Raw genomic sequence first — 23,320 nt, 5'->3', positions numbered from 1 at the left:
GGCGGCTACGCCTTACCCGACCTACAGGGTTTGCCTGAACCGACGCAACTCCACCAGAACCGCCAGTAAAATCACGCCAACAACGGCTAACACAAACCCGCTGCTGCTCGCCGACGCCACCGGGGTCATTATTGCCCCCAGCCCGCCGAGGATCGCCGCGCCAATCGCATCGCCCGTGACGTTCTGCGCCGTCCACAGGCCGTTAATGCGCCCGAGCATCCCTTCCGGCGTCTGGGTCTGGATCAGGGTGTACTGTAAAAGAGAGCTGACCGCGCTCAGCCAGCCGAAAATCACCAGACACATCACCCCCAGCGCCCACACCGGCATCAGGCTAAAGAAACCAATGGCGATAAACGAGGCCAGCGTCGCCACCAGCATGATCAACCCCGGTCTCGCGCTCTGCGCCAGGTTGCCGCTGGTCAGCGCCCCGAAGGCCGCACCGAGCGGAATGGCGGCGTACAGCACGCCAATCTCTGAGGCGCTCATCTGCCACTCACCCGCCAGCGCCGGATACAGCACGCGCACGGCGCTCGCCATCGTCAGCAGGCCGCCGAGCAGCGCAATCCCGCCAATCAATGGGTTGCTGAACAGGAAACGAATCGCGGCCATCAGGGACTTCAGCGGATGCTCGCGCGGCTGCGGCGGGGGTGGCAGGAGCGGCAGACGCAGTAGCGTCAGGGTGGTAATAAACGTTCCCGCCGCGGCAAGGCCGTAGTTCCACGCCACGTTGCCGGTCGCCAGCAACAGACCGCCCACCATCGGCGAAATCACCGAGCCGAGACGTACGGTGAGCATGGTGATCGCCCCCGCCTGCATCAGGTTCTCGCGCCCGACCAGCGCGGGCGTGGCCGCCAGCAGCGCCGTCACGCCTAACGAAGCAAAAAAGCCGTCCCACAATCCCAGCACGTAAATGGCCACCAGCGACGGCTCCGGCAGCATGGCGTTCAGACACAGCCCGACAAAGCCCACCCCGCAGGTGCCGCGCGCCAGCAGGATCAGCTTTTTACGCTCGTAGCGGTCCGCCAGCACGCCGCCCACCATCAGGCCGATAAACATCGCCCCGCCGGTTAAGGTGACGGATAACCCCACCAGCCAGCTGGAGTGAGTCATGGTCTGGATTTGCACCGGTACGGCCACACCAAGCAGACCGAGGGACAAAATGGAGATAAAGCGAGCGATAAAAACGGCGCGATACGCCGGGTGTGTTTTGAGCAGGCTGAGGTTAAGCAGCCAGGATTTTTGATTCATGACAAAGCCTTGAGTCTATTTCTACCCATTCCATGGGCGCACATGCTAACATAGCCAAATAAGATAGATAACGATAATCACTATCATTATCAAATCATGGATGTTGCTATGTCGTTTTCCTCTTCTGCGGTGCGCGCCCTTGCCGTGCCCGTTTTATTGCTACTGCTAATCCTTGCGATTGCACTCAGCCTGCTGGTCGGCGCAAAACCGCTGCCCGCGTCCGTTATTGTCGATGCGCTATCCGGTACCTGTCAGAGCGCCGACTGCACCATCGTGCTCGACGCTCGCCTGCCCCGAACCCTTGCCGGATTGCTGGCTGGCGGTGCGCTCGGCCTTGCCGGTGCCCTGATGCAAACCCTCACCCGCAACCCGCTGGCGGACCCCGGCATTCTCGGCGTTAACTCCGGCGCCAGCTTTGCCATCGTGCTCGGCGCAGCGCTGTTTGGATTTACGTCCCCCTCTGAACAGCTGATGATGGCTTTTTGCGGCGCGCTGGCGGCCTCGCTGGTGGTGGCGTTTACCGGCAGCCAGGGCGGCGGCCAGCTCAGCCCGGTACGCTTAACGCTGGCGGGCGTAGCGCTCGCGGCGGTACTGGAAGGCTTGTCCAACGGCATCGCCCTGCTCAACCCGGACGTGTATGACCAGCTGCGCTTCTGGCAGGCGGGTTCGCTGGATATTCGTACCCTTGAAACCTTAAAGGTGGTGGTGATCCCGACGATCGTCGCTGCCGCCGTGGCGCTCTGTTTAAGCCGGGCGCTGAACAGCCTGAGCCTCGGCAGCGATACCGCGACCGCCCTCGGCAACCGCGTGGCGCGCACGCAGCTGACGGGGCTACTTGCCATTACCGTGCTCTGCGGCAGCGCGACCGCCGTGGTCGGGCCGATTGCCTTTATCGGCCTGATGATGCCGCACATGGCGCGCTGGCTGGTGGGGGCGGATCACCGCTGGTCGCTGCCGGTCACGCTGCTGGCGACCCCTGCCCTGCTGCTCTTTGCTGACGTACTGGGCCGCCTGCTGGTGCCGGGTGAACTGCGCGTCTCGGTGGTCAGCGCCTTTATCGGCGCGCCGGTGCTGATCTTCCTGGTTCGACGCAGACGCGGGGGTGGCGCATGATGGCCCCGTCCCGTCGTTTACTTACCAGCGTCGCCCTGCTGGTCGTCGCCAGTCTGCTGCTGACGGTCTGGAGCCTGCAAAGCGGTGCCGTAACGCTTGATTTCGCGCAGGTCTTTCACGCTCTCAGCGGCAGCGCGCCGCGTAACATCACCATGGTGGTCACCGAATGGCGACTGCCGCGCGTGGCGATGGCGATCCTGGTGGGCGCGGCGCTTGGCGTCAGCGGCGCGATATTCCAGTCGCTGATGCGTAACCCCCTCGGGAGCCCGGACGTGATGGGCCTGAATACCGGCGCGTGGAGCGGCGTGCTGGTGGCGATGGTGCTGTTCGGGCAGCATCTTACGGCCATTACCTTTACGGCGATGGCGGGCGGTATTCTCACCTCCCTGCTTATCTGGGCCCTGGCCTGGCGCAACGGCATCGACACCTTCCGTCTGATCATCATCGGGATCGGCATCCGTGCGATGCTGATGGCGTTCAACACCTGGCTTCTGCTACAGGCATCGCTGGAAACCGCGCTCTCCGCCGGGCTGTGGTACGCCGGCTCCCTCAACGGTCTGACGTGGGGAAAAACCTGGCCCGCCGCGCCGCTGATTTTGCTGATGTTTATTGGCGCGTTGCTGCTGGTCAGGCGCATGCGGCTGCTGGAGATGGGCGACGACAGCGCCTGCGCGCTGGGCGTGAGCGTAGAGCGCTCGCGCCTGATGCTGATGCTGGTGGCGGTCTTGCTGACCGCAGCGTCTACCGCCATCGCCGGGCCGATCTCGTTTATTGCCCTCGTAGCCCCGCATATCGCGCGGCGTCTTAGCGGTACCGCGCGCTGGGGATTAACCCAGGCGGCGCTGTGCGGCGCATTGTTACTGCTGGCCGCCGATCTCTGCGCTCAGCAGCTGTTTATGCCTTATCAACTGCCGGTGGGCGTGGTGACCGTCAGCCTCGGCGGGATTTACCTCATCGTCTTGCTCGTTCAGGAGTCACGCAAGAAATGACAGATTCAACATTCCGCTTGCGCGGCGAAAACTTGACCCTCGGCTACGGCAAAAAAATCATTGCCCGGGATTTATCCGTGTCCATTCCGGACGGCCACTTCACCGCCATTATCGGCCCGAACGGTTGCGGCAAATCGACCCTGCTGCGCACGCTGAGCCGCCTGATGTCGCCGGTTGAGGGTAGCGTGTTCCTCGACGGGGAGCAGATCCAGCGCTTCGCCAGCAAAGAGGTGGCGCGCCGAATTGGCCTGCTGGCGCAAAACGCCACCACGCCGGGGGATATCACCGTGCAGGAGCTGGTCTCCCGCGGGCGCTACCCGCACCAGCCGCTGTTTACCCGCTGGCGCAAGGAGGACGACGAGGCGGTGAAGCGCGCGATGCAGGCTACGGGCATCACCGATCTGGCCCAGCAAAGCGTTGATACTCTCTCCGGCGGACAGCGCCAGCGCGCCTGGATTGCAATGGTACTGGCGCAGGAAACCTCGATTATGCTGCTGGACGAGCCGACAACCTGGCTCGATATCAGCCATCAGATTGATCTGCTGGAGCTGCTGAGCGAACTGAACCGCACGCAGGGGTACACCCTGGCGGCAGTGCTGCACGACTTAAATCAGGCGTGCCGCTACGCGACGCATCTGATTGCGCTGCGCGACGGCGAGATTGTGGCGCAGGGCGCGCCGAAGGAGATTGTGACGCCGGATCTGATCGCGCGGATCTACGGCATGCGCTGCATGATTATTGACGATCCGGTGGCGGGTACGCCGCTGGTGGTGCCGTTGGGCAAGCGTGCGGTCTGATGCCCTCACCCCGGCCCTCTCCCACGGGGAGAGGGAGCAAACCATCCCCTCTCCCCGTGGGAGAGGGTTAGGGTGAGGGGCATTTGCACTATCCTAAAATTTCCTTCAGTACCGGCCCAATCTTTTCAAACGCCTGCGGTGAAATAATATCCACGTGGGCGCAGTCCTGGCTGTACACCTCCAGCGCACTCACCCACGGCGCCCATGCGGCCTGCGGATCCATGGTTCGCGTGCGTTCGGCGACAAACAGCGTCGCTTTACCGTCGAACCGTGAACTATGCGCGGTGGTGAGCAGCCGCACCGCATCGGCGTAGTTGCCTTCAATAGCGTTAAACAGCTCGCTGGAACCTTGCCCCTGCTGGGCGGCGATAAACGCCTGACGCTCGCGCTCAATTTCCGCCAGCACCTCCGGATCGAGGCCATTAGCCTCTTTCTCCGCCCAGTTCTGGGTTTCCGGCGGCCAGGTATCCAGCAGGCCGAGGAACGCTACGTTTTCACCCTGCTCGCGCAGACGCGCCGCAATGCCCTGCGCCAGCGTGCCGCCGAGGGAATAGCCGAACAGATAATACGGCCCCTGCGGCTGCTGCTTACGCAACGTGTTCAGATGATGTTCGATCACCGCATCGAGATCCGCACACTGCTCCATCGGCCCCTCAGGCCGGGGAGACTGAATACCGACGATTGACCAGCGCGGGCTGAGGTAGCGCGCCAGGACGCTAAACTGCCAGGCAAAGCCGGATGCCGGATGGAAGCAGAACAGCGTCGGGCCGTTGCTTTCACGCAGCGGGAGAACAGTTTCATACCCCAGACGCTGCGCCTGCTCGTCGCTCATCTGCGAGTCCAGCAGGCCGCTAAGCTTACTCACCGTCGAGGCGACCATAATCTGCCCCGGCGTGACCTTGCGGTTGAACGCACGGCTGAGCTGAGCCGCGAGGCGCATCGCCAGCAGCGAGTGGCCGCCGAGGGCAAAGAAATCGGCTTCGATATCGTTCACTGCGCAGCCCAACAGGGCAGAAAACGCCTGCGCCACGGCGACTTCGGTTTGTGTCTCAGGCGCGCGACCAGAGGTTTTGCTGGTCAGCTCCGGCAGCGGCAACGCCTTGCGATCCAGCTTGCCGTTGGCGCTTAACGGCAGCGCGCTGATTTGCAGCAGCACCACCGGCACCATATGTGGCGGCAGTTGGGCTTTGAGTGATGCTAGCAGCGCGTCGCGATCCAGCGGTAAGCCGGATTCGGAGACAACGTACCCCACCAGCTGGCGGGCATCGCCACCCGTGGCAGTTGCCTGGTTGAACACGCAGGCGTGCGCCACGGCCTGGGCCACATCCGGCAGCGCAAGCATGGCCCGGTCGATTTCGCCCAGCTCAATGCGCTGACCGCGAATTTTTAACTGGTCATCGCTGCGGCCCAGATATTCTACCGCGCCGTTGTCCAGCCAGCGGGCAACGTCCCCGGTGCGGTACATCCGCTCGCCGGGGGCAAAAGGATCGGCGATAAAGCGGCTGGCGGTAAGGTCGGGGCGTCCCAGATACCCCTGCGCCAGCTGGATGCCGGTGAGATACAGATCCCCCGCCACGCCGAACGGCACCGGGCGCATCATCGCGTCCAGAATGCGCAGCCCCGTATTCCACACCGGGAAGCCGATCGGCACGCTGTTCCCTTCCACCGCCGCCAGCTCGGGGCCGTACGCCGGATACCAGCTGACGTCCACCGCCGCTTCGGTCGGGCCATAGAGGTTGTGCAGCGGCGCATGGGTGAGCTGTTCCCACTCGCGGCACAGCGCAGTCGGCAACGCCTCGCCGCTACAGAACACCTGCTTCAGCGTCCTGCAACAGTCGACGTTTTCCGGCGTCAGCGAGGCGACGAACGCCGCCAGCATCGACGGCACGAAGTGGGTGGTGGTTACGCCATATTGTGCGAAGAAGCTCTGCATCGCCTGCGGATCGCGGTGCGCGTCCGGCTCGGCCATCACCAGCTTCGCCCCGGCGATAAACGGCCACCAGAACTCCCACACCGACACGTCAAAGCTGCACGGCGTTTTCTGCGCCACCACGTCATGCGCCGCCAGTGAATAATGATCCTGCATCCACTTCAGGCGGTTAACGATGGCGGTATGGCCGACCATCACGCCTTTTGGTCGTCCCGTCGAACCGGAGGTAAAGATGATGTACGCGGTCTGCTCCGGCTTCGCCAGGCGCAGAGGTTCAGCATCGGTGGCCGATAATAGTGTGTTGTAACTAAAGGTGGCGATCGGCAGATCGTTAAAGCGCGGAAGCTGCTCGTCGGTGGTAATGAGCAGCGACGGCTTCGCGTCCTCCAGCATCATCCGCAGACGGTCGTCCGGGTAACCGGTATCCAGCGGCAGCCAGGCGGCGCCAGCTTCAACAATCCCGTGCAGCGCCAGAGTCAGGAACACCGAGCGCGGGAGCGCCACCGCCACGCTGTCGCCCGGCTTCACGCCGCGCGCGCGCAGCAGATTTGCCAGCGCGACCACCTGCTCGCGCATCTGGCGGTAGTTCAGCTCAGTATGGGCATCCGCCAGCGCCGGGGCGTCTGGCGTTTTGCTCGCCTGCTCCGCGACAAGGTCCGCCAGCGTGGTGGACGGCAGCGCCAGCCCGGTATCGTTGATTCGCGCCAGCCGGGCGTATTCCTGCTCTGATACGGTTTCCACGTCGCCACAGCGCAGGTCCGGGTTGGCGGCAAACTGCGTCAGCATTGCGTTCAGCCGCGCCGCGTGCCCCTTCAGCGTCGCCTCGTCGTAACGCTGCCTGTTGGCGAGGATCTCAATGCTTAGTCCGCCCTGCTCGTCCGGGAACAGCGCCAGCTCCAGATCGTTCACCGGGCCGGTCGCCAGCGTGTGGGTAATGGCCTCCACGCCGTCGATATCCAGCTGATAATCGAACACCTTGACGTTCAGCACCGGACCAAACAAGGGTTCGTCCCCTGCGGCCTGCCCGCTGTCGCGCACGATCTGCTCGGCATCGTAGCGCTGATGGCGGCGCATATTTTTCAGCTGGTTCGCCAGGCGCAGCGCCAGCGCTGGCAAGCTCTCGTGCGGGCGAATATTCACCGCCATCGGCAGGACGTTGAGCACCGGTCCGGTCGCGGTCAGCGCGGCGGAGCCCATACGGCGCATAAAGATAAACCCGGCGGCGTAGTCCAGCCGTCCGGTCAGGCGGCCCAGCCACAGCGCCACCAGCGCAAGCGCCAGATCGGTTCGCTGCGTTTGTCCGGCCGCCTGTGCAAGCTGGCTGAACGCACGGCCGTCCATCGCCATTTTCAGGCGCAGGATGTCGGTGGTGGCGGCACGTCCCGGCAGGGGCGCGGAAGAGAGCGAGACCGGAGAAGGAAGCTGTTTGCGCTGTTCGGCCCAGAAAGCACCGTCGCGCTGATACGCCTCGCTGTCGCGATAGCGCTGATACTCCTCCACCACCTCGGCGAACGGAGTAAACGGGGAGGCGGGCGCAGGTTCACCTTTCTGCCACGCAGCGTAAATGGCGGCGATCTGACGGGTAATGGCCGGGAAACTGAAGCCATCTACCACCAGATGATGATACCGCTGATACCAGTACCAGTGGTTTTCTCCCACCTGAATCAGCTGGTGAAACGCCAGCGGCTGACCGCTGTCGACGCGCAGGTTCTGGTTGAGATCGGCCTCCATCAGCGCCACGGCGGCGTCGTGGGAGTTAACGCGCACAATGGACGGCTCCGGCAGGATCATGGCCTCATCGACCCACTGCCACACCTCGCCGTTATCCTCAGCGAAACGCATCCGCAGGGTGTCGGCCTGCATCATGCCTTCAGCGATGGCTTTTGCCAGCAACGGCGCGTCGATAGCGCCTTTCAGTTCGGTGTAGTGCGCCACGCTCCAGGCGTTTGGCAGGGAGGAAAGCTGCTCTGCCATCCAGATCCCCGGCTGGGCGGCGACAAGAGGGAGACGGTTCATGCGCGCTCCCCCGCAAAATAAGACGGCTCAAGCGTCTGCCACTGTTCCGCCAGCCATTGCTGGCACGCCTCCTGAGATTGCGGTTCGCACACCACGCGCCAGCCCGCGGGCAACTCGCACTCCTGCGGCCACAGGCTGTACTGCCCCTGGTCATTTTGCAAAATGGCGAACTGTCCCTGCGGATTATCGAAAGGATTGCTGAATTCCATACAGACTCCGTTATTGAATAAGCGGCTGCCAGAGGGTCATCAGCCCCTGTGTCAGCCCACCGCGCCAGCAAAGCGCATCGTGTCCGCCGTCAACCTGACGCCAGAAAACCGGTTGCTGAGTGTGTAGTTCGGCGAGGATCGCCTGGTTTGCGCGTAAGATAAGCGGCTCGTTGCGCCCGGCCTCAAGGACGATGCGCAGCCCGCGAGCGGTTTTTTCACCCGCTTTGAGTTGTTCAATGAGCAGCCCGTCCTGCTGCGCGCCGCGGTGCGGCCACCAGTAGGATCCGGACTGGCTGAGGATGCAGCCAAAACGCTGCGGCCAGTTGAGGCCCGCATAGAGGGAAGAGAGCCCGCCGAAGCTTTGGCCCGCCACCACGGTATGGTCGGCGCGGTCGCTGAACGGGGCCATGCTTTTCACCTGCGGGAGGAGTTCGTCCTGCACCGCCAGCCAGAAATCAGGGTTGCACGGCAGCTCGCGGCTGCGGTGTGCGGTGTCAATGACGTCGATTAAGACATAAACCGCAGGCGGCAGTTTGCCTTCATGGGTGAGCGACGCCAGCGCAGGCCAGACGGGCATGCTTTCGGCCCAGAACTGCCCGTCAAGCAGCACCGCCAGCGGGCGCTCCGGGCTTTCATCCCCGGTGGTAAAAATCCACACGCGGCGATGGTTCTTCAGACGCGCGCTGTGCCACTCAATGCAGACAGGCTTTTTATAGGGCGTATCGGGATGATTCCAGCCGGGCTGTACGGGCGCCTCCGGCATCTCCAGCGCCGAGACGGCGTGCCCGCGCCCGCCGCGCCAGCTCTGCGCATTCAGCGGATCGGAAACCGCGTGCGGCAGCAGTTTGCGCCAGCCTTCGCGCAGCGCCATGCGGTCCGGCTGCTCGCCTTCAAACACTGCGCTGGCAAAATCATCTTCATTGTCGGAGGGGATAAAACAGTAGCTGCCGCGCCATTCGGGGCTGAACTCGCCCTGCCACTGCCAGACGTCGGTATCCGGGATACGTTCAAGGGACTGCGGACGGGCATTTTGATGGTGATCGGTCACGCCGGTGACGTAGAGCCAGACGCGTTTAATCGTCGACGTTTTCTGCGTTCCCGCCGGGTCCCGCCACCAGAATGTCACGCGATAGTTTTCCTGATGACGTTCCCGTTCCGGCCCGTTTTTCGCCTGCCACCACGCTTCACTTCCGGTTGTTAACGCCGTCACCCTTATAACCCCATGTTTAACAGTCTTTTTTGTTTCAGAGCAAATTTTATTGATAATATTATTGATAACTATTTGCATTTGCAATAGCGTAATGCCCGCGCTGTGGGAAGCGCGCTCATTAAATAACCATAAAAGCGGGACGTACAATGAATAAGAAGATTCACTCTCTGGCCTTGCTGGTCAATTTAGGGATTTATGGTGTCGCGCTGCCCGCCATGGCAGACGACAACACCGCCTCCGCGCAGCACGAAGACACCATGGTGATCACCGCCGCCGAGCAGAATTTGCAGGCGCCGGGCGTGTCGACCATCACCGCCGACGAGATCCGCAAAAACCCGCCCGCGCGCGACGTGGCGGAAATCATCCGCACCATGCCGGGCGTTAACCTGACCGGCAACTCCACCAGCGGCCAGCGCGGGAACAACCGTCAGATTGACATTCGCGGCATGGGCCCGGAAAACACCCTGATCCTGATTGACGGCAAGCCGGTCACCAGCCGCAACTCCATCCGTCTGGGCTGGCGCGGCGAGCGTGACACCCGCGGCGATACCGGCTGGGTACCGCCAGAGATGATCGAGCGCATCGAAGTGATCCGTGGCCCGGCCGCTGCACGCTACGGTAACGGCGCGGCGGGCGGCGTGGTGAACATCATCACCAAAAAATTTGACGACCAGTGGCACGGCTCCTGGAACACCTATCTGAACGCGCCAGAACATAAGGACGAAGGTTCGACTAAACGCACCAACTTCAGCCTGAGCGGCCCGCTGGGCGGCGACTTCAGCTTCCGCATGTTTGGTAACCTGGACAAAACCCAGGCCGATGCGTGGGACATCAACCAGGGTCACCAGTCTGAACGTACCGGTGCCTACGCCAACACCCTGCCCGCAGGCCGTGAAGGTGTGGAAAACAAAGACATCAACGGCGTGGTGCGCTGGGACTTCGCACCAATGCAGTCGCTGGAGTTTGAAGCGGGCTACAGCCGCCAGAACAACCTGTATGCGGGCGACACGCAGAACACCAACAACGACAACGCGCTGGTGAAGAAGAACTACGGTAAAGAGACGAACCGTATTTATCGCCAGAACTTCGCCGTGACCTGGAACGGCGGCTGGGATAACGGCATTACCACCAGCAACTGGGCGCAGTACGAGCACACCCGCAACTCCCGTCTGGGTGAAGGACTGGCGGGCGGTACTGAAGGTCTGTTCAACAGCAATAAATTCACCGACACCGATCTGTCCGACGTGATGCTGCACAGCGAAATCAACCTGCCGATTGATTTCATTGTGAACCAGAACCTGACGCTCGGCACCGAGTGGAACCAGCAGCGCATGAAGGACTCGACCTCCTTCACGCAAACCCAGCAGGGCGGCACCATCCCGGGCATGAGCGAAGACCGTAGCCCCTACACGTCAGCGGAGATCTTCTCCCTGTTCGCCGAAAACAACATGGAGCTGACCGACAGCACCATGCTGACCCCTGCCCTGCGCTTCGATCACCACACTATTGTCGGCAATAACTGGAGCCCGTCCCTGAACCTGTCGCAAGGTCTGGGGGATGACTTCACCCTGAAGATGGGCATCGCGCGCGCCTATAAAGCGCCAAGCCTGTATCAGACCAACCCGAACTACCTGCTGTACAGTAAAGGCCAGGGCTGCTACGCCAGCTCCGACGGCGTGGGCTGCTACATGATGGGTAACGACGATCTGAAAGCGGAAACCAGCATCAACAAAGAGATTGGCCTGGAGTGGAAACGCGACGGCTGGCTGGCGGGCGTGACCTGGTTCCGCAACGACTACCGCAACAAGATTGAAGCGGGCTACGCGCCGATTGGCCAGACGTCCACCGGCAAAGTCACCACCGATATCTACCAGTGGGAAAACGTACCGAAGGCGGTAGTGGAAGGTCTGGAAGGCTCCCTGAACGTGCCGGTCAGCGATACCATCAACTGGACCAACAACATCACTTACATGCTGCAAAGCAAGAACAAGGAGACCGGCGATCGTCTGTCGATCATCCCGGAGTATACGCTGAACTCTACCCTGAGCTGGCAGGTACGTCAGGATGTCTCATTGCAGTCGACCTTCACCTGGTACGGCAAGCAGCAGCCGAAGAAGTACAACTACAAAGGTCAGCCGGTGACCGGGTCTGAGAAAGACGAAGTCAGCCCGTACAGCATCGTTGGCCTGAGCGCGACCTGGGACGTGACCAAAAACGTCAGCCTGACCGGCGGCGTGGACAACGTCTTCGACAAGCGCCAGTGGCGCGCCGGTAACGCCCAGACCACGGGTAATACCACGACGGGTGCGTATATGTACGGTGCGGGTGCGTATACGTATAATGAACCGGGTCGCACCTGGTACATGAGCGTGAATACAAGGTTCTGATACAGGCAGTGACTTCCCCCTCTCCCTGTGGGCTGAGGGATCCCCAGTAATTTTTTTATGCAGAAGCAATAAAGTTGCTTTCTAAATGACTGAGGGCTGTCAGCGATGCCCTGGTCCGGCTGTAAATCGCTGAGGCGTTTGCCTTCCGGCCGGGGCGAGGCGCAGGGATGCGCCGAGAGGGCGGCTTTACAGGGACGTTGCCTCCGCCCGTACCCGATAAGCCGGAAGGAATAAGCCGAGGGCACCGCGAAGCGGCGATTTACCGCCGGGAGCCCGGGTCGCCAGGGTGGTGGCGACTGAGCCACCCTGGCACGTTCACCGGTCATGTCGTTACAGAGTAGCAAGGAACATAAAGTGAACGGAATGACCACCACCGTCGTATGTTCCCCTCACCCTAACCCTCTCCCCGGAGGGGCGAGGGGATTGCTCAGTGCTCGCATTAATTTGTGGGGAACCCTCAGCCCAAAGGGAGAGGGCCGGGGTGAGGGCATCAGGCTGCACAATACTGAAGGGAAAACCATGCACACAACCCACAGCACATTTTCTCTCGCCGGCCACACCCTTCACCGCATCACTTTCGACCCCACCACCTTCACCGACGCCGATCTCCTCTGGCTCCCCCATCACGCACAGCTGGCTGACGCCGGACGCAAGCGCAAATCCGACCACCTGGCAGGCCGCATCGCCGCGGCGCATGCGCTAAACGAGCGCGTAATCCCCGGCATCGGCCCCAGCGGCGAACCGCTCTGGCCGCAAGGTATTTCCGGCAGCATCACCCACAGCGGCACGCAGGCGATGGCCGTCGTCACGCAATACCCTGCGCTTATCGGCATCGATTGTGAAACGATCCTTTCCGAAAACGAAGCCTGGGAAATCAAAGACGGCATTATTGATACGCAGGAAGAACCTGTGCTTTCCCGCTCGGGATACCCGTTCGCCCTTGCTCTCACGCTGGCGTTCAGCGCCAAAGAGAGCCTGTTCAAGGCCCTCTTTCCGCAGGTGCAGGCCTGGATGGGTTTTGACAGCGCCCGCATTACCCTGCTCGACGACAGGACGCTTACGCTGGCATTGACCCGTCAACTTGCAGGCTTTGAGGAAGGCACTGCCTTCACCCTTCACTGGCAGCAGCACGGCGAACAGGTCATCACCCTGCTGTCACACGCTCCTGCCGACGTGCCTTCACGCTGGTCACCACAAACGTCACGATAAACACCATCGCGAACAGGACCACAATGGTCGGCGCGGGCGCGCTGTCGAGATAAAACGAGGCATAAACGCCGCTTACCGACACCAGCGCTGAAACGGCGACCGCCACCAGCAGCGCCATGTGAAAGCGTCGGGTGATCAGCACCGCCACCGCGCCGGGGGCAATCAGCAGCGAAATCGACAGAATTATACCCACCGCTTTCAGCGTCGCCACGATGGTCAGCGAAACCATGCACAGTAAGCCGTAGTGCAGCCAGCGGGTGCGCAGGCCGCTCGCCTGCGCCTGCTGATAGTCAAAGCAGAACAGCAGAAAATCGCGCCACTTCAGGCCAATCACCAGCGCAATCAACCCCGCGACGAGACCGCTTTGCAAAATGTCCATCCCGTTAATGCCCAGCATATCGCCGAACAGAATGTGGTCGAGATGCACCTCAGGTTTGACGGCGATATAGAGGATCAGCCCGGCGCCGAACATGCCGGAAAAGACGATCCCCATAACCGTATCTTGCTTGATTCGGCTGTTATCCTTCAGGTATCCGGTGGCGACCGCGCAGAACAGACCAGCCACGAATGCGCCCAGCGCCAGCGGCAGGCCCATCATCCAGGCCAGCACGACGCCGGGAAACACCGCGTGGCTCATGGCGTCGCCCATCAGCGCCCAGCCTTTCAGCACCAGAAAAACCGACAGCAGCGCGCAGGGCACGGCCACCAGGAGTGAAATCATCAGGGCGTTGTTCATAAACGCAAACTGGAACGGTTCGAGGAGCAGCGTCATCATGGATGTGCCTCCCGCGCCCGACGGCGGCTGGCAAGCAGCCCGTGCTTCGGCGCAAAGACGAACGCCAGCAGGAACAGCAGCGTCTGGGCGACCACGATAATGCCGCCGGTGGCGCCGTCCAGGTAATAGCTGGCCCACGCACCGAGGAAGCTGGTGATGCTGCCAATGGCGACGGCAATCATCAACAGGCGCGGGAAGCGATCGGTCAGCAGCCAGGCGGTCGCACCGGGCGTAACCACCAGACAGATCACCAGAAATGCGCCGACGGTTTGCAGCGCCGCCACGGTAGAGACCGCCAGTAGCGTGAAGAAGAGAATTTTCAGGCGTTCAGGACGCAGACCGATGGCGCGGGCGTGGTTCTCATCAAAAAAGGTCACCATCAGATCTTTCCATTTGAACAGCAGGATAACTATCGACACCACGCCGATAATCGCCAGCTGGACGATATCTTCCGGGGCGATGGCGAGAATATTGCCGAGGACGATGGTCTGAATGTTCACCGAGGTCGGGTTGAGTGAGACCATAAACAGCCCCAGCCCGAAAAACGAGGAGAAGATCAGCCCGATAATGGCGTCCTCCTTCAGGCGGCTGCGCTGGTTGAGAAACAGCATGCTGCCCGCCGCCAGCCCGCCCGATAAAAACGCCCCCAGCGAGAACGGCAGCCCGAGCATGTAAGCGCCCGCTACGCCCGGCACGATGGAGTGCGACAGCGCATCGCCGATCAGCGACCAGCCTTTGAGCATCAGATAGCAGGAGAGAAACGCGCACAGCCCGCCCACCATCGCCGAGACCCACATCGCGTTGAGCATGTACTCGTAGCCGAAGGGTTCGAGAAGCACGTTCATTTGGCCTCCTGTCGGTGCGTGACGAAGGGGCGTTCGTCGTCGGTAATAATGCGATCTTCCGAGCCGCTGAGCACCACGTGGCGCAGCACGCCGCTGAAGGCGCGCTCAAGATTCTCGGCGGTAAAGGTGATATCCGTCGGGCCGCTCGCCAGCACGGTGCCTTTGACCATCACCGTGTAATCGCAGAATTCCGTGACCGAGCCCAGATTGTGGGTCGAGACCAGCATGGTTTTACCCTCGTCGCGCAGCTCCCGCAGCAGGCTGATGATCCTGGCTTCGGTTTTGACGTCCACGCCGGTAAACGGCTCGTCGAGCAGGATCACCTCGCCCTGCTGGGCAATCGCCCGCGCCAGAAACACGCGCTTCTTTTGGCCGCCGGAGAGCTCGCCAATCTGCCGATGACGCAGCTCAAGCATGTCCACGCGCTTCAGGGCGTCGGTTACAATCTGCCTGTCGCGCTCTTTAGGTCGACGCAGAAACCCCATATGCCCGTAGCGGCCCATCATCACCACGTCCTCGACCAGCACCGGAAATGACCAGTCGACCTCTTCCGACTGCGGCACGTAGGCGACCAGGTTCAGGCGCAGCGCCCGGTGAGGCGGAAGCCCAAGAATGGAGATAGTGCCGCTCGCCGCCCGCACAAAGCCCATCACCGCCTTAAACAGCGTGGACTTGCCGGAACCGTTAACCCCCACCAGGGCGGCAATCGATCCGCCCGGCACGCTGAACGACGCGTCGCGCAGCGCCGTGTGGCCGTTGCGGTAGGTCACGGTCACGTCGGTTACAACAATCCCCTTCTGCATGGTTACTCCTTCATCCCGTCGCGGATGCCCTGCACCAGCGTGCGGGTGGTGACGTTCAGAAGATCGATATAGGTCGGCACCGGGCCGTTTTCTGCACTCAGGGAGTCAACGTACAGCACGCCGCCGTAATGGGCGCCGGTTTCCCGCGCCACCTGACGAGCGGGCTTATCCGAGACGGTGCTTTCGCTGAACACCGCCGGAATGTGATGTTTTTTCACCAGATCGATAACCTTGCGCACCTGCTGCGGCGTGCCTTGCTGATCGGCGTTGATCGGCCACAGGTACAGCTCTTTCAGGCCCAAATCCCGCGCCAGATAGGAGAACGCCCCTTCGCTGGTCACCATCCATCGCTTGTCTTCCGGGATCGCCGTGACCTGCTTACGCAGCGGTTCGAGAGTGGCGGTGATCTTCTGCTTGTAGGCGTCGGCGTTACGCTGATAGGTCTGCGCGTTGGCCGGATCGTACTTCACCAGCGCGTCGCGGATGTTATCGACGTAAATCAGGGCGTTGTCCGGCGACATCCACGCGTGCGGGTTGGGCTTGCCGTTATAGGGCCCTTCGCTGATGCCCATCGGGGTGATGCCTTTGGTAACAATCACCTCCGGCACGCCGTTCAGATGCTGATAAAAGCGCTGGAACCACAGCTCCAGATTCATGCCGTTCGCCAGGATCAGCTGCGCCTTCTGCGCGCGTTTGATATCGCCCGGGGTGGGCTGGTATTCGTGAATTTCCGCGCCCGGTTTGGTGATGGAGGTGACCTCTGCGGCATCCCCCGCTACGTTTTTCGCCATATCAGCGATAACGGTAAAAGTGGTGATGACCTGGAACTTTTCAGCCGCCAGCGCGCCGGTTGTGGTCGCGGTCATAAGCAGCGCGCCGAGCAACAGACGCTTCAATCCTTGCCGTGGATGCATCGCAGAAGTCTCCTGAGGTGATTAAATTAAAAGCAAAATTAGCCCGTGCTATAAGGTATAGCACAGGCTATATTTAAATGAAAATAATTATCATTAAAGTTGTGTCAACGGAGGGAGAGCCTGATGGCGCTTCGCTTATCAGGCCTACGGTAAAGCAGTTTTGGAGTTTTGTAGGCCGGGTAAGCGCAGCGCCACCCGGCATAAGGGCGACTCACTGCCCGGCAAGTGCCTTATAAAATGCAGGATTCTCCCGAATCACATTAAGTACCTTCGCCGCCAGCCCGGTTGGGTTGCGACGTTTAGACTCCCAGCTCTTTATCGTATCGACGCTCGTGCCAAGCGCCTTCGCCATTTCGCTTTGCGTGATATTGAGCTGCTCTCTGATGGCGCGCACATCAGCAACTTCATAGCGGGTTACCCGGGAAGCGGCTTTTCTTCCGTTATGGATCTCAACGGCCTCTTCAAGCGAAGATTTTAATTCATTAAAAATACTCATTATCAGCCTCCACCTGCCTGATTAGGGTACATAGTACACCTCAAATTTACGGCACTGGAAGCAGTATTTTTCAGAATGGAAGTCAGCTTTTTAAGTTCTGCTTTCTCTGTCTCTGTCAGGCTGTCCTTTATGCATTTTGGATAGGCCATAATGAAATAGATCACCTTTTGCAGATCCTTTAATTCATCATCCGTAGCAATGCTTTTAATCTGTCGGGTAAAGAGTGATGTTTCGATAAACTCTATCGCATGACTCATCCATAGTTCCTTCCCTAAACGCAGCAAAAGCCCGAATGCTTCAGCATCAGGCTCTTGCTGCATGGTTACTCTTCCTTGAGTAATGCTGCGCCAAATAACTGTATTTACATACAGTCTGAAGGTATTTTAAGAATCCGTTTAGACATCCGGGAACATCACGCTATTCCCCGGCGCTTCCCTATGGAGATGGATAAAGTTCAGGTGCCGTTCATACTGGTCCAGAATATCCGTAATTACCTGCTCCTTGCTGTAATCCATCAAATCATTCCCCTGGCTGCCTTCCAGCAGGAAGGTCTCCAGCCGGTAGTAGGTCGATTTGCCGCTGCGCGCCCGGTAGGTGAACCCTGGCACCGAATACTGCTGCGGCCAGATCTGATAAACAAAGTTCTGCTCGTCGCCCATGTGCACCAGCAGATCCAGGTGCCCCAGGGTTTCGCCCTCTTCCGGCGGCAGGTTTTTCAGCTCCACGTAGGCGCCACGCAGCTTCAGCTCCTGCGCCACCTCTTCCATCGCCGGGAAGCAGACCGTCTCCATCATCTGGCTGGTGTAGCGCGTGCCCGGGTAGTTCATCAGGCGCGACAGGCGTTTCTTCCAGCTCAACCTGTCCTGCGCGCCCATCGGCCGCGGGGCGGTGTCGCGGCTGGCGCTGACGCGGCGGTAGTCTTCCACCTTAAGCGATTTATACAGCCCGGCCATCACGAAGAAGATCACGAAGCTGAACGGCAGGCCCATGATCACCGTGGTGTTCTGCAACGCAGAGATACCGTTGGTCATCAGCATCCCGAGCGTCAGCAGGCCGATGGCGACGGACCAGAAGATGCGCAGCCAGTTCGGCGCATCGCTGTTGATGTCTTTAAGCTTCGAAGTGAAGTTCCCCAGCACCAGCGCGCCGGAGTCCGCCGAGGTGACGTAGAACAACAGGCCGGTAATGGTTGCTACGGACGCGCTAAAAGTAAACGCCGGGTACTGCGCCAGCAGGCTGTAGAAGCCGCGCTCCGGGTGCACCATCGCTTCCTGGGCAAAGGTTGCGTTGCCGTGGATAATTTCGTGCAGCGCGCTGTTGCCGAAAATCGACAGCCACAGCAGGGTGAAGGTGAATGGGATGATCAGCGTGCCCATCACGAACTGACGGATGGTGCGGCCACGCGAAATGCGCGCCAGGAACAGGCCGACAAACGGCGACCAGGCCACCCACCACGCCCAGAAGAAGAGCGTCCAGTTGTTCATCCACTCCACCGGGCGGTCAAAGGCGAAGCTGTTCAGCGTCATGCCCATAAAGCGGTTCACGTAATCACCTACGTTGAGCACTAAGGCGTTGAGCAGGAACGAGGTGTCGCCCATAAACAGCACGAACAGGATCAGCCCCAGCGCCAGCGCGACGTTCAGCTCGGAGAGCACGCGAATACCTTTATCCACGCCGGAGGTCACCGAGATGGTAGCGATGATCACCGACAGCGCAATTAGCGCCGCCTTCGCCGCCATCGAATCCGGGATGTCAAACAGCACGCTCAGCCCGTAGTTAAGCTGCACTACGCCAATCCCAAGCGTGGTGGCGATGCCGAAGATGGTGCCGATCACCGCCGCGATATCGACGCTGTGGCCAATCGGGCCGTTGATCTTTTTCCCGAAAATCGGGTACAGCGCGGAGCGGATGGTTAGGGGCAAATTATAACGATAGCTAAAGTATCCGAGCGCCATGCCCATCAGGGCATACATTGACCAGCCCGTCAGGCCGTAGTGGAACAGCGTCCAGACCATCGCCTGACGCGCGGCCTCCATCGTCTGCCCTGCCCCTTCCGGCGGCTGCATATATTGCGTGACCGGTTCCGCCACGGAGAAGAACATCAGGTCGATGCCAATGCCCGCGGCAAACAGCATCGCGGCCCAACTCAGCAGGCTGAACTCGGGCTTGGACTGCTCTGGCCCAAGCTTCACCGAACCGAAGCGCGAGCAGGCAATGCAGACGACGAACACGATATAGAGCGTCGCCGCCAGAAGGTAGTACCAGCCGAAGGTCTTCGACACCCAGTTCAGGGTGCGCCCAATCCACTCGGCAGAAAAATCACGAAAGAAGATGGTCGTCAGGGAAAACAACAAAATCAGCCCGGCGGACGTATAAAAAACGACCGGGTTGATTTTGTCTTTTTCTCTGTCTTGTGAAAGGTCTGTCATCCAGTATCCCCACTGTTTTTGTAACTATTAAAATCCAAAATCGCAACAATTAAGACACATTTTATATTGAACGTCCAATCAAAAACCGCTTTAATAGATTACCAACGCTGATGAATGGAGTGGCAAAAATGCCCAAAGTGGGGATGCAGCCGATCCGGCGCAGGCAGCTCATCGATGCCACGCTGGAAGCAATTAATGAAGTGGGAATGCATGACGCAACCATCGCGCAAATCGCCCGTCGGGCGGGCGTGTCCACGGGGATCATCAGCCACTATTTCAAAGATAAAAACGGTCTGCTGGAAGCAACCATGCGCGACATCACCGGTCAGTTACGCGATGCGGTATTAAGCCGTTTACGCGCCCTGCCGGACGGCAGTGCAGAGCAGCGTTTGCAGGCGATTGTCGGCGGCAATTTTGATGAAACCCAGGTCAGCGGCGCGGCGATGAAGGCCTGGCTGGCCTTCTGGGCCAGCAGCATGCATCAGCCGATGCTCTATCGTTTGCAGCAGGTCAGCAGCCGCCGGTTGCTCTCAAATCTGGTGTACGAATTCCGCCGCGAACTGCCGCGTGAACAGGCTGAAGAGGCGGGCTACGGGCTCGCCGCACTGATTGACGGGCTGTGGCTGCGCGCCGCGCTCAGCGGCAAACCGCTGGATAAAACCCTGGCCCAGTCGCTTACCAGCCACTTTATCAGCCAGCATTTACCGACCGAATAAGCGAGGAGGAAGCATGTCCCGAATGGCAGAACAGCAGCTTTATATCAATGGTGGTTACACATCGGCCACCAGCGGTCGCACCTTCGAGACCATCAACCCGGCGAACGGTGAAGTTCTGGCGAGCGTGCAGACCGCCGGGCGCGAAGACGTGGACCGCGCCGTAGAGAGCGCAAAGCGCGGGCAAAAAATCTGGGCGGCGATGACCGCCATGGAGCGCTCGCGCATCCTGCGTCGCGCCGTCGATATCCTGCGCGAGCGCAACGACGAGCTGGCAAAGCTGGAAACCCTCGACACCGGTAAAGCGTTTTCTGAAACCTCGACCGTCGACATCGTCACCGGCGCGGACGTGCTGGAGTACTACGCGGGGCTGATCCCGGCACTGGAAGGCAGCCAGATCCCGCTGCGCGAGACCTCCTTCGTCTACACCCGCCGCGAGCCGCTGGGCGTGGTGGCGGGCATCGGCGCGTGGAACTATCCGATCCAGATCGCCCTGTGGAAATCCGCCCCGGCGCTGGCGGCGGGCAACGCGATGATCTTCAAGCCGAGCGAAGTAACGCCGCTTACCGCCCTGAAACTGGCGGAAATCTACACCGAAGCGGGCGTGCCGGACGGCGTGTTTAACGTTCTGCCGGGTGTGGGCGCGGAAACCGGCCAGTACCTGACCGAGCATCCGGGCATCGCCAAAGTCTCCTTTACCGGCGGCGTCGCCAGCGGCAAAAAGGTGATGGCAAACTCGGCGGCCTCGTCCCTGAAAGAGGTGACGATGGAGCTGGGCGGTAAATCCCCGCTGATAGTGTTTGACGATGCGGATCTGGATCTCGCGGCAGATATCGCCATGATGGCCAACTTCTTCAGCTCCGGTCAGGTGTGCACCAACGGCACCCGCGTGTTCGTGCCCGCGAAGTTCAAAGCCGCGTTTGAGCAAAAAATCGTTGAGCGCGTGGGCCGCATCCGCGCGGGCGACCTGTTCGATGAAAACACTAACTTCGGCCCGATGGTCAGCTTCCCGCACCGCGACAGCGTGATGCGCTACATCGCCAAAGGCAAAGAGGAAGGTGCGCGCGTGCTGTGCGGCGGTGACGTGCTGAAGGGTGACGGCTTTGATAACGGCGCGTGGGTTGCCCCGACCGTGTTCACCGACTGCACCGACGAAATGACCATCGTGCGCGAAGAGATCTTCGGCCCGGTGATGTCCATTCTTTCCTATGACACTGACGAAGAGGCCATTCGTCGCGCCAATGACACCGACTACGGTCTGGCGGCGGGCATTGTCACCGCCGATCTGAACCGCGCCCACGGCGCTATTCATCAGCTCGAAGCGGGCATCTGCTGGATCAACACCTGGGGCGAATCCGCCGCGGAGATGCCGGTGGGCGGCTACAAACACTCCGGCATTGGCCGCGAGAACGGCGTCATGACGCTTCAGAGTTACACCCAGGTGAAGTCCATCCAGGTTGAGATGGGTAAATTCCAGTCCATATTTTAACCGGGAGGTTTATTTGCAATTTGACTACATCATTATCGGGGCTGGCTCTGCCGGCAACGTTCTGGCAACACGACTGACTGAAGATCCGAACACCACCGTCCTGCTGCTTGAGGCGGGCGGGCCGGACTACCGCTTTGACTTCCGCACCCAGATGCCTGCCGCGCTGGCCTTCCCGTTGCAGGGCAAGCGCTATAACTGGGCGTATGAAACCGAGCCAGAGCCTTTCATGAACAACCGCCGCATGGAGTGCGGACGCGGAAAAGGGCTGGGCGGCTCGTCGCTGATCAACGGCATGTGCTACGTGCGCGGCAACGCAATGGATCTGGACAACTGGGCGAAAGAACCGGGTCTGGAGCACTGGAGCTATCTCAACTGCCTGCCCTACTACCGCAAGGCAGAGACCCGCGACGTGGGGCCGAACGACTACCACGGCGGTGACGGTCCGGTGAGCGTCACCACCTCTAAGCCGGGCGTGAACCCGCTGTTTGAAGCGATGGTGGAGGCAGGCGTGCAGGCGGGCTACCCGCGCACCGACGATCTCAACGGCTATCAGCAGGAAGGCTTTGGCCCGATGGATCGCACGGTCACGCCGCAGGGCCGACGCGCCAGCACCGCGCGCGGCTATCTGGATCAGGCCAAACCGCGCCCGAATCTGACCATCCGCACCCACGCCATGACCGATCACATTATCTTTGACGGCAAGCGCGCGGTGGGCGTCGAGTGGCTGGAAGGCGAAAGCACCATTCCTTCAAAAGCGACAGCGAAGAAAGAGGTACTGCTGTGCGCGGGCGCTATTGCGTCTCCGCAGATCCTCCAGCGCTCCGGCGTGGGCAACGCTGAACTGCTGAAGCAGTTTGAAATCCCGCTGGTACATGATTTACCCGGCGTGGGGGAAAACTTGCAGGATCACCTGGAGATGTACCTTCAGTATGAATGCAAAGAGCCCGTTTCCCTCTACCCTGCCCTGCAGTGGTGGAACCAGCCGAAGATTGGCGCGGAGTGGCTGTTTGGCGGCACAGGCGTGGGCGCGAGCAACCACTTCGAAGCGGGCGGGTTTATCCGCAGCCGCGAGGAGTTCGAGTGGCCGAATATTCAGTATCACTTCCTGCCGGTAGCGATTAACTACAACGGCTCGAACGCGGTGAAAGAACACGGCTTCCAGTGCCACGTCGGCTCCATGCGCTCGCCGAGCCGCGGGCACGTACGGATTAAGTCCCGCGACCCGCATCAGCATCCGGCGATCCTGTTCAACTATATGTCCCACGAGCAGGACTGGCAGGAGTTCCGCGACGCGATCCGCATCACCCGTGAGATCATGCACCAGCCCGCGCTGGACAAATACCGTGGGCGCGAAATCAGCCCGGGCGTCGAATGCCAGACCGACGAACAGCTGGACGAGTTCGTGCGTAACCACGCCGAAACCGCCTTCCATCCGTGCGGCACCTGCAAGATGGGCTACGACGACATGGCGGTGGTCGATGGCGAAGGCCGCGTTCACGGGCTGGAAGGGTTACGCGTGGTAGATGCGTCGATTATGCCGCAAATTATCACTGGCAACCTGAACGCCACCACCATCATGATTGGTGAGAAGATTGCCGACGCCATTCGCGGGCGCGAGCCGCTGGCGAAGAGCACGGCGGCGTATTATGTGGCGGATGGGGCGCCGGTTCGTCGCTGAGTGCGAACTTCTCCTCTCACCCCGGCCCTCTCCCTTTGGGCTGAGGGTTCCCCACAAATTAATGCGAGCA

General features: G+C 60.7%; 19 protein-coding genes. 8 read left to right on the top strand and 11 right to left on the bottom strand.

The annotated features are described in order from the left end of the window. Positions 1-21 precede the first annotated feature (21 nt). On the bottom strand, positions 22-1,248 hold the full coding sequence (entS, locus tag ACQG03_RS06225; RefSeq protein ID WP_023299557.1) for an enterobactin transporter EntS: 1,227 nt from the start codon (positions 1,246-1,248) through the stop codon (positions 22-24). A 108-nt stretch (positions 1,249-1,356) separates the two neighbouring features. Between entS and fepD the strand changes: the two genes are divergently transcribed. From fepD to fepC, 3 genes are read left to right on the top strand one after another with little or no spacing between them, the layout of a single operon-like run. Continuing rightward, positions 1,357-2,361, top strand: coding sequence for a Fe(3+)-siderophore ABC transporter permease (fepD, locus tag ACQG03_RS06220; protein ID WP_022647378.1), 1,005 nt, complete (start codon positions 1,357-1,359; stop codon positions 2,359-2,361). After that, complete coding sequence (gene fepG / locus ACQG03_RS06215; RefSeq protein ID WP_074143152.1) at positions 2,361-3,350, top strand: iron-enterobactin ABC transporter permease; 990 nt, start codon at positions 2,361-2,363, stop codon at positions 3,348-3,350. Before fepD ends, fepG begins: the two co-directional genes overlap by 1 nt. Continuing rightward, on the top strand, positions 3,347-4,147 hold the full coding sequence (gene fepC, locus ACQG03_RS06210; protein ID WP_038415628.1) for an iron-enterobactin ABC transporter ATP-binding protein: 801 nt from the start codon (positions 3,347-3,349) through the stop codon (positions 4,145-4,147). The genes fepG and fepC overlap by 4 nt, the downstream gene beginning before the upstream one ends. Before the next feature lie 88 nt (positions 4,148-4,235). Here the strand turns inward: fepC and entF are convergent, their stop codons facing one another. Genes entF through fes form a run of 3 tightly spaced genes read right to left on the bottom strand, consistent with a single transcriptional unit; the run spans position 4,236 to position 9,512 of the window. Beyond that, positions 4,236-8,093, bottom strand: a complete 3,858-nt coding sequence (gene entF / locus ACQG03_RS06205) for an enterobactin non-ribosomal peptide synthetase EntF (protein ID WP_063163838.1) — start codon at positions 8,091-8,093, stop codon at positions 4,236-4,238. Continuing rightward, on the bottom strand, positions 8,090-8,302 hold the full coding sequence (locus ACQG03_RS06200) for an MbtH family protein (RefSeq protein ID WP_032624700.1): 213 nt from the start codon (positions 8,300-8,302) through the stop codon (positions 8,090-8,092). The genes entF and ACQG03_RS06200 overlap by 4 nt, the downstream gene beginning before the upstream one ends. A 10-nt stretch (positions 8,303-8,312) precedes the next feature. Further along, positions 8,313-9,512: an enterochelin esterase gene (fes, locus tag ACQG03_RS06195; RefSeq protein ID WP_038415624.1), complete on the bottom strand. Its 1,200-nt coding sequence runs from the start codon at positions 9,510-9,512 to the stop codon at positions 8,313-8,315. 146 nt (positions 9,513-9,658) lie between these two features. Here fes and ACQG03_RS06190 point away from each other — a divergent pair, with 146 nt between their 5' ends. Both ACQG03_RS06190 and entD read left to right on the top strand, forming a co-directional pair. Beyond that, the gene (locus ACQG03_RS06190) at positions 9,659-11,899 is read left to right on the top strand and encodes a TonB-dependent siderophore receptor (RefSeq protein ID WP_023299551.1); all 2,241 of its coding nucleotides are present in this window, start codon (positions 9,659-9,661) and stop codon (positions 11,897-11,899) included. Between the two features lie 519 nt (positions 11,900-12,418). Further along, a complete protein-coding gene (gene entD, locus ACQG03_RS06185; RefSeq protein ID WP_063147212.1) occupies positions 12,419-13,108 on the top strand; it encodes an enterobactin synthase subunit EntD in 690 nt (229 codons plus the stop codon). On the opposite strand, the gene ACQG03_RS06180 is transcribed toward entD, so the two are convergent. From ACQG03_RS06180 to betT, 7 genes are all read right to left on the bottom strand, one after another. Beyond that, a complete protein-coding gene (locus ACQG03_RS06180; protein WP_063163427.1) occupies positions 13,044-13,883 on the bottom strand; it encodes a metal ABC transporter permease in 840 nt (279 codons plus the stop codon). The two genes, entD and ACQG03_RS06180, sit on opposite strands and share 65 nt — an antisense overlap. Then, entirely contained in the window at positions 13,880-14,728 is an 849-nt protein-coding gene (gene sitC / locus ACQG03_RS06175; protein WP_032624704.1) for an iron/manganese ABC transporter permease subunit SitC, read from the bottom strand. The genes ACQG03_RS06180 and sitC overlap by 4 nt, the downstream gene beginning before the upstream one ends. Beyond that, complete coding sequence (gene sitB / locus ACQG03_RS06170; RefSeq protein WP_023299548.1) at positions 14,725-15,531, bottom strand: iron/manganese ABC transporter ATP-binding protein SitB; 807 nt, start codon at positions 15,529-15,531, stop codon at positions 14,725-14,727. Before sitB ends, sitC begins: the two co-directional genes overlap by 4 nt. A gap of 2 nt (positions 15,532-15,533) precedes the next feature. Next, positions 15,534-16,445, bottom strand: coding sequence for an iron/manganese ABC transporter substrate-binding protein SitA (sitA, locus tag ACQG03_RS06165; RefSeq protein ID WP_032624705.1), 912 nt, complete (start codon positions 16,443-16,445; stop codon positions 15,534-15,536). A 211-nt stretch (positions 16,446-16,656) separates the two neighbouring features. After that, entirely contained in the window at positions 16,657-16,941 is a 285-nt protein-coding gene (gene nadS, locus ACQG03_RS06160; RefSeq protein ID WP_003858821.1) for a NadS family protein, read from the bottom strand. 2 nt (positions 16,942-16,943) lie between these two features. Then, the gene (locus ACQG03_RS06155) at positions 16,944-17,198 is read right to left on the bottom strand and encodes a hypothetical protein (RefSeq protein WP_032621825.1); all 255 of its coding nucleotides are present in this window, start codon (positions 17,196-17,198) and stop codon (positions 16,944-16,946) included. Between the two features lie 138 nt (positions 17,199-17,336). Beyond that, positions 17,337-19,370: a choline BCCT transporter BetT gene (betT, locus tag ACQG03_RS06150; protein WP_023305649.1), complete on the bottom strand. Its 2,034-nt coding sequence runs from the start codon at positions 19,368-19,370 to the stop codon at positions 17,337-17,339. Positions 19,371-19,498: 128 nt separating this feature from the next. Here betT and betI point away from each other — a divergent pair, with 128 nt between their 5' ends. The 3 genes from betI to betA are packed head-to-tail and all read left to right on the top strand — an operon-like array spanning position 19,499 to position 23,250. Continuing rightward, a complete protein-coding gene (gene betI / locus ACQG03_RS06145; RefSeq protein WP_023299544.1) occupies positions 19,499-20,086 on the top strand; it encodes a transcriptional regulator BetI in 588 nt (195 codons plus the stop codon). A 13-nt stretch (positions 20,087-20,099) separates the two neighbouring features. Further along, positions 20,100-21,572 (top strand): betaine-aldehyde dehydrogenase, encoded by a 1,473-nt coding sequence (betB, locus tag ACQG03_RS06140; RefSeq protein WP_063163428.1) that lies wholly within the window; start codon positions 20,100-20,102, stop codon positions 21,570-21,572. 13 nt (positions 21,573-21,585) lie between these two features. Then, positions 21,586-23,250, top strand: coding sequence for a choline dehydrogenase (betA, locus tag ACQG03_RS06135; protein WP_063163429.1), 1,665 nt, complete (start codon positions 21,586-21,588; stop codon positions 23,248-23,250). The last annotated feature ends 70 nt before the right edge of the window (positions 23,251-23,320 follow it).

The organism is Enterobacter cloacae complex sp. 342H5 (genome assembly GCF_050030905.1).
In the GTDB taxonomy this organism is placed as follows: domain Bacteria; phylum Pseudomonadota; class Gammaproteobacteria; order Enterobacterales; family Enterobacteriaceae; genus Enterobacter; species Enterobacter intestinihominis.
The sequence above is the reverse complement of the archived record's forward strand: the minus strand, read 5'-3'. Positions and strand labels throughout refer to the sequence as shown.

Coding starts and splice junctions, on each gene's coding strand:
- entS (WP_023299557.1), bottom strand. CDS start 1,248: ATGAATCAAAAATCCTGGCTGCTTAACCTCAGCCTGCTCAAAACACAC.
- fepD (WP_022647378.1), top strand. CDS start 1,357: ATGTCGTTTTCCTCTTCTGCGGTGCGCGCCCTTGCCGTGCCCGTTTTA.
- fepG (WP_074143152.1), top strand. CDS start 2,361: ATGGCCCCGTCCCGTCGTTTACTTACCAGCGTCGCCCTGCTGGTCGTC.
- fepC (WP_038415628.1), top strand. CDS start 3,347: ATGACAGATTCAACATTCCGCTTGCGCGGCGAAAACTTGACCCTCGGC.
- entF (WP_063163838.1), bottom strand. CDS start 8,093: ATGAACCGTCTCCCTCTTGTCGCCGCCCAGCCGGGGATCTGGATGGCA.
- ACQG03_RS06200 (WP_032624700.1), bottom strand. CDS start 8,302: ATGGAATTCAGCAATCCTTTCGATAATCCGCAGGGACAGTTCGCCATT.
- ACQG03_RS06190 (WP_023299551.1), top strand. CDS start 9,659: ATGAATAAGAAGATTCACTCTCTGGCCTTGCTGGTCAATTTAGGGATT.
- entD (WP_063147212.1), top strand. CDS start 12,419: ATGCACACAACCCACAGCACATTTTCTCTCGCCGGCCACACCCTTCAC.
- ACQG03_RS06180 (WP_063163427.1), bottom strand. CDS start 13,883: ATGATGACGCTGCTCCTCGAACCGTTCCAGTTTGCGTTTATGAACAAC.
- sitC (WP_032624704.1), bottom strand. CDS start 14,728: ATGAACGTGCTTCTCGAACCCTTCGGCTACGAGTACATGCTCAACGCG.
- sitB (WP_023299548.1), bottom strand. CDS start 15,531: ATGCAGAAGGGGATTGTTGTAACCGACGTGACCGTGACCTACCGCAAC.
- sitA (WP_032624705.1), bottom strand. CDS start 16,445: ATGCATCCACGGCAAGGATTGAAGCGTCTGTTGCTCGGCGCGCTGCTT.
- nadS (WP_003858821.1), bottom strand. CDS start 16,941: ATGAGTATTTTTAATGAATTAAAATCTTCGCTTGAAGAGGCCGTTGAG.
- ACQG03_RS06155 (WP_032621825.1), bottom strand. CDS start 17,198: ATGAGTCATGCGATAGAGTTTATCGAAACATCACTCTTTACCCGACAG.
- betT (WP_023305649.1), bottom strand. CDS start 19,370: ATGACAGACCTTTCACAAGACAGAGAAAAAGACAAAATCAACCCGGTC.
- betI (WP_023299544.1), top strand. CDS start 19,499: ATGCCCAAAGTGGGGATGCAGCCGATCCGGCGCAGGCAGCTCATCGAT.
- betB (WP_063163428.1), top strand. CDS start 20,100: ATGTCCCGAATGGCAGAACAGCAGCTTTATATCAATGGTGGTTACACA.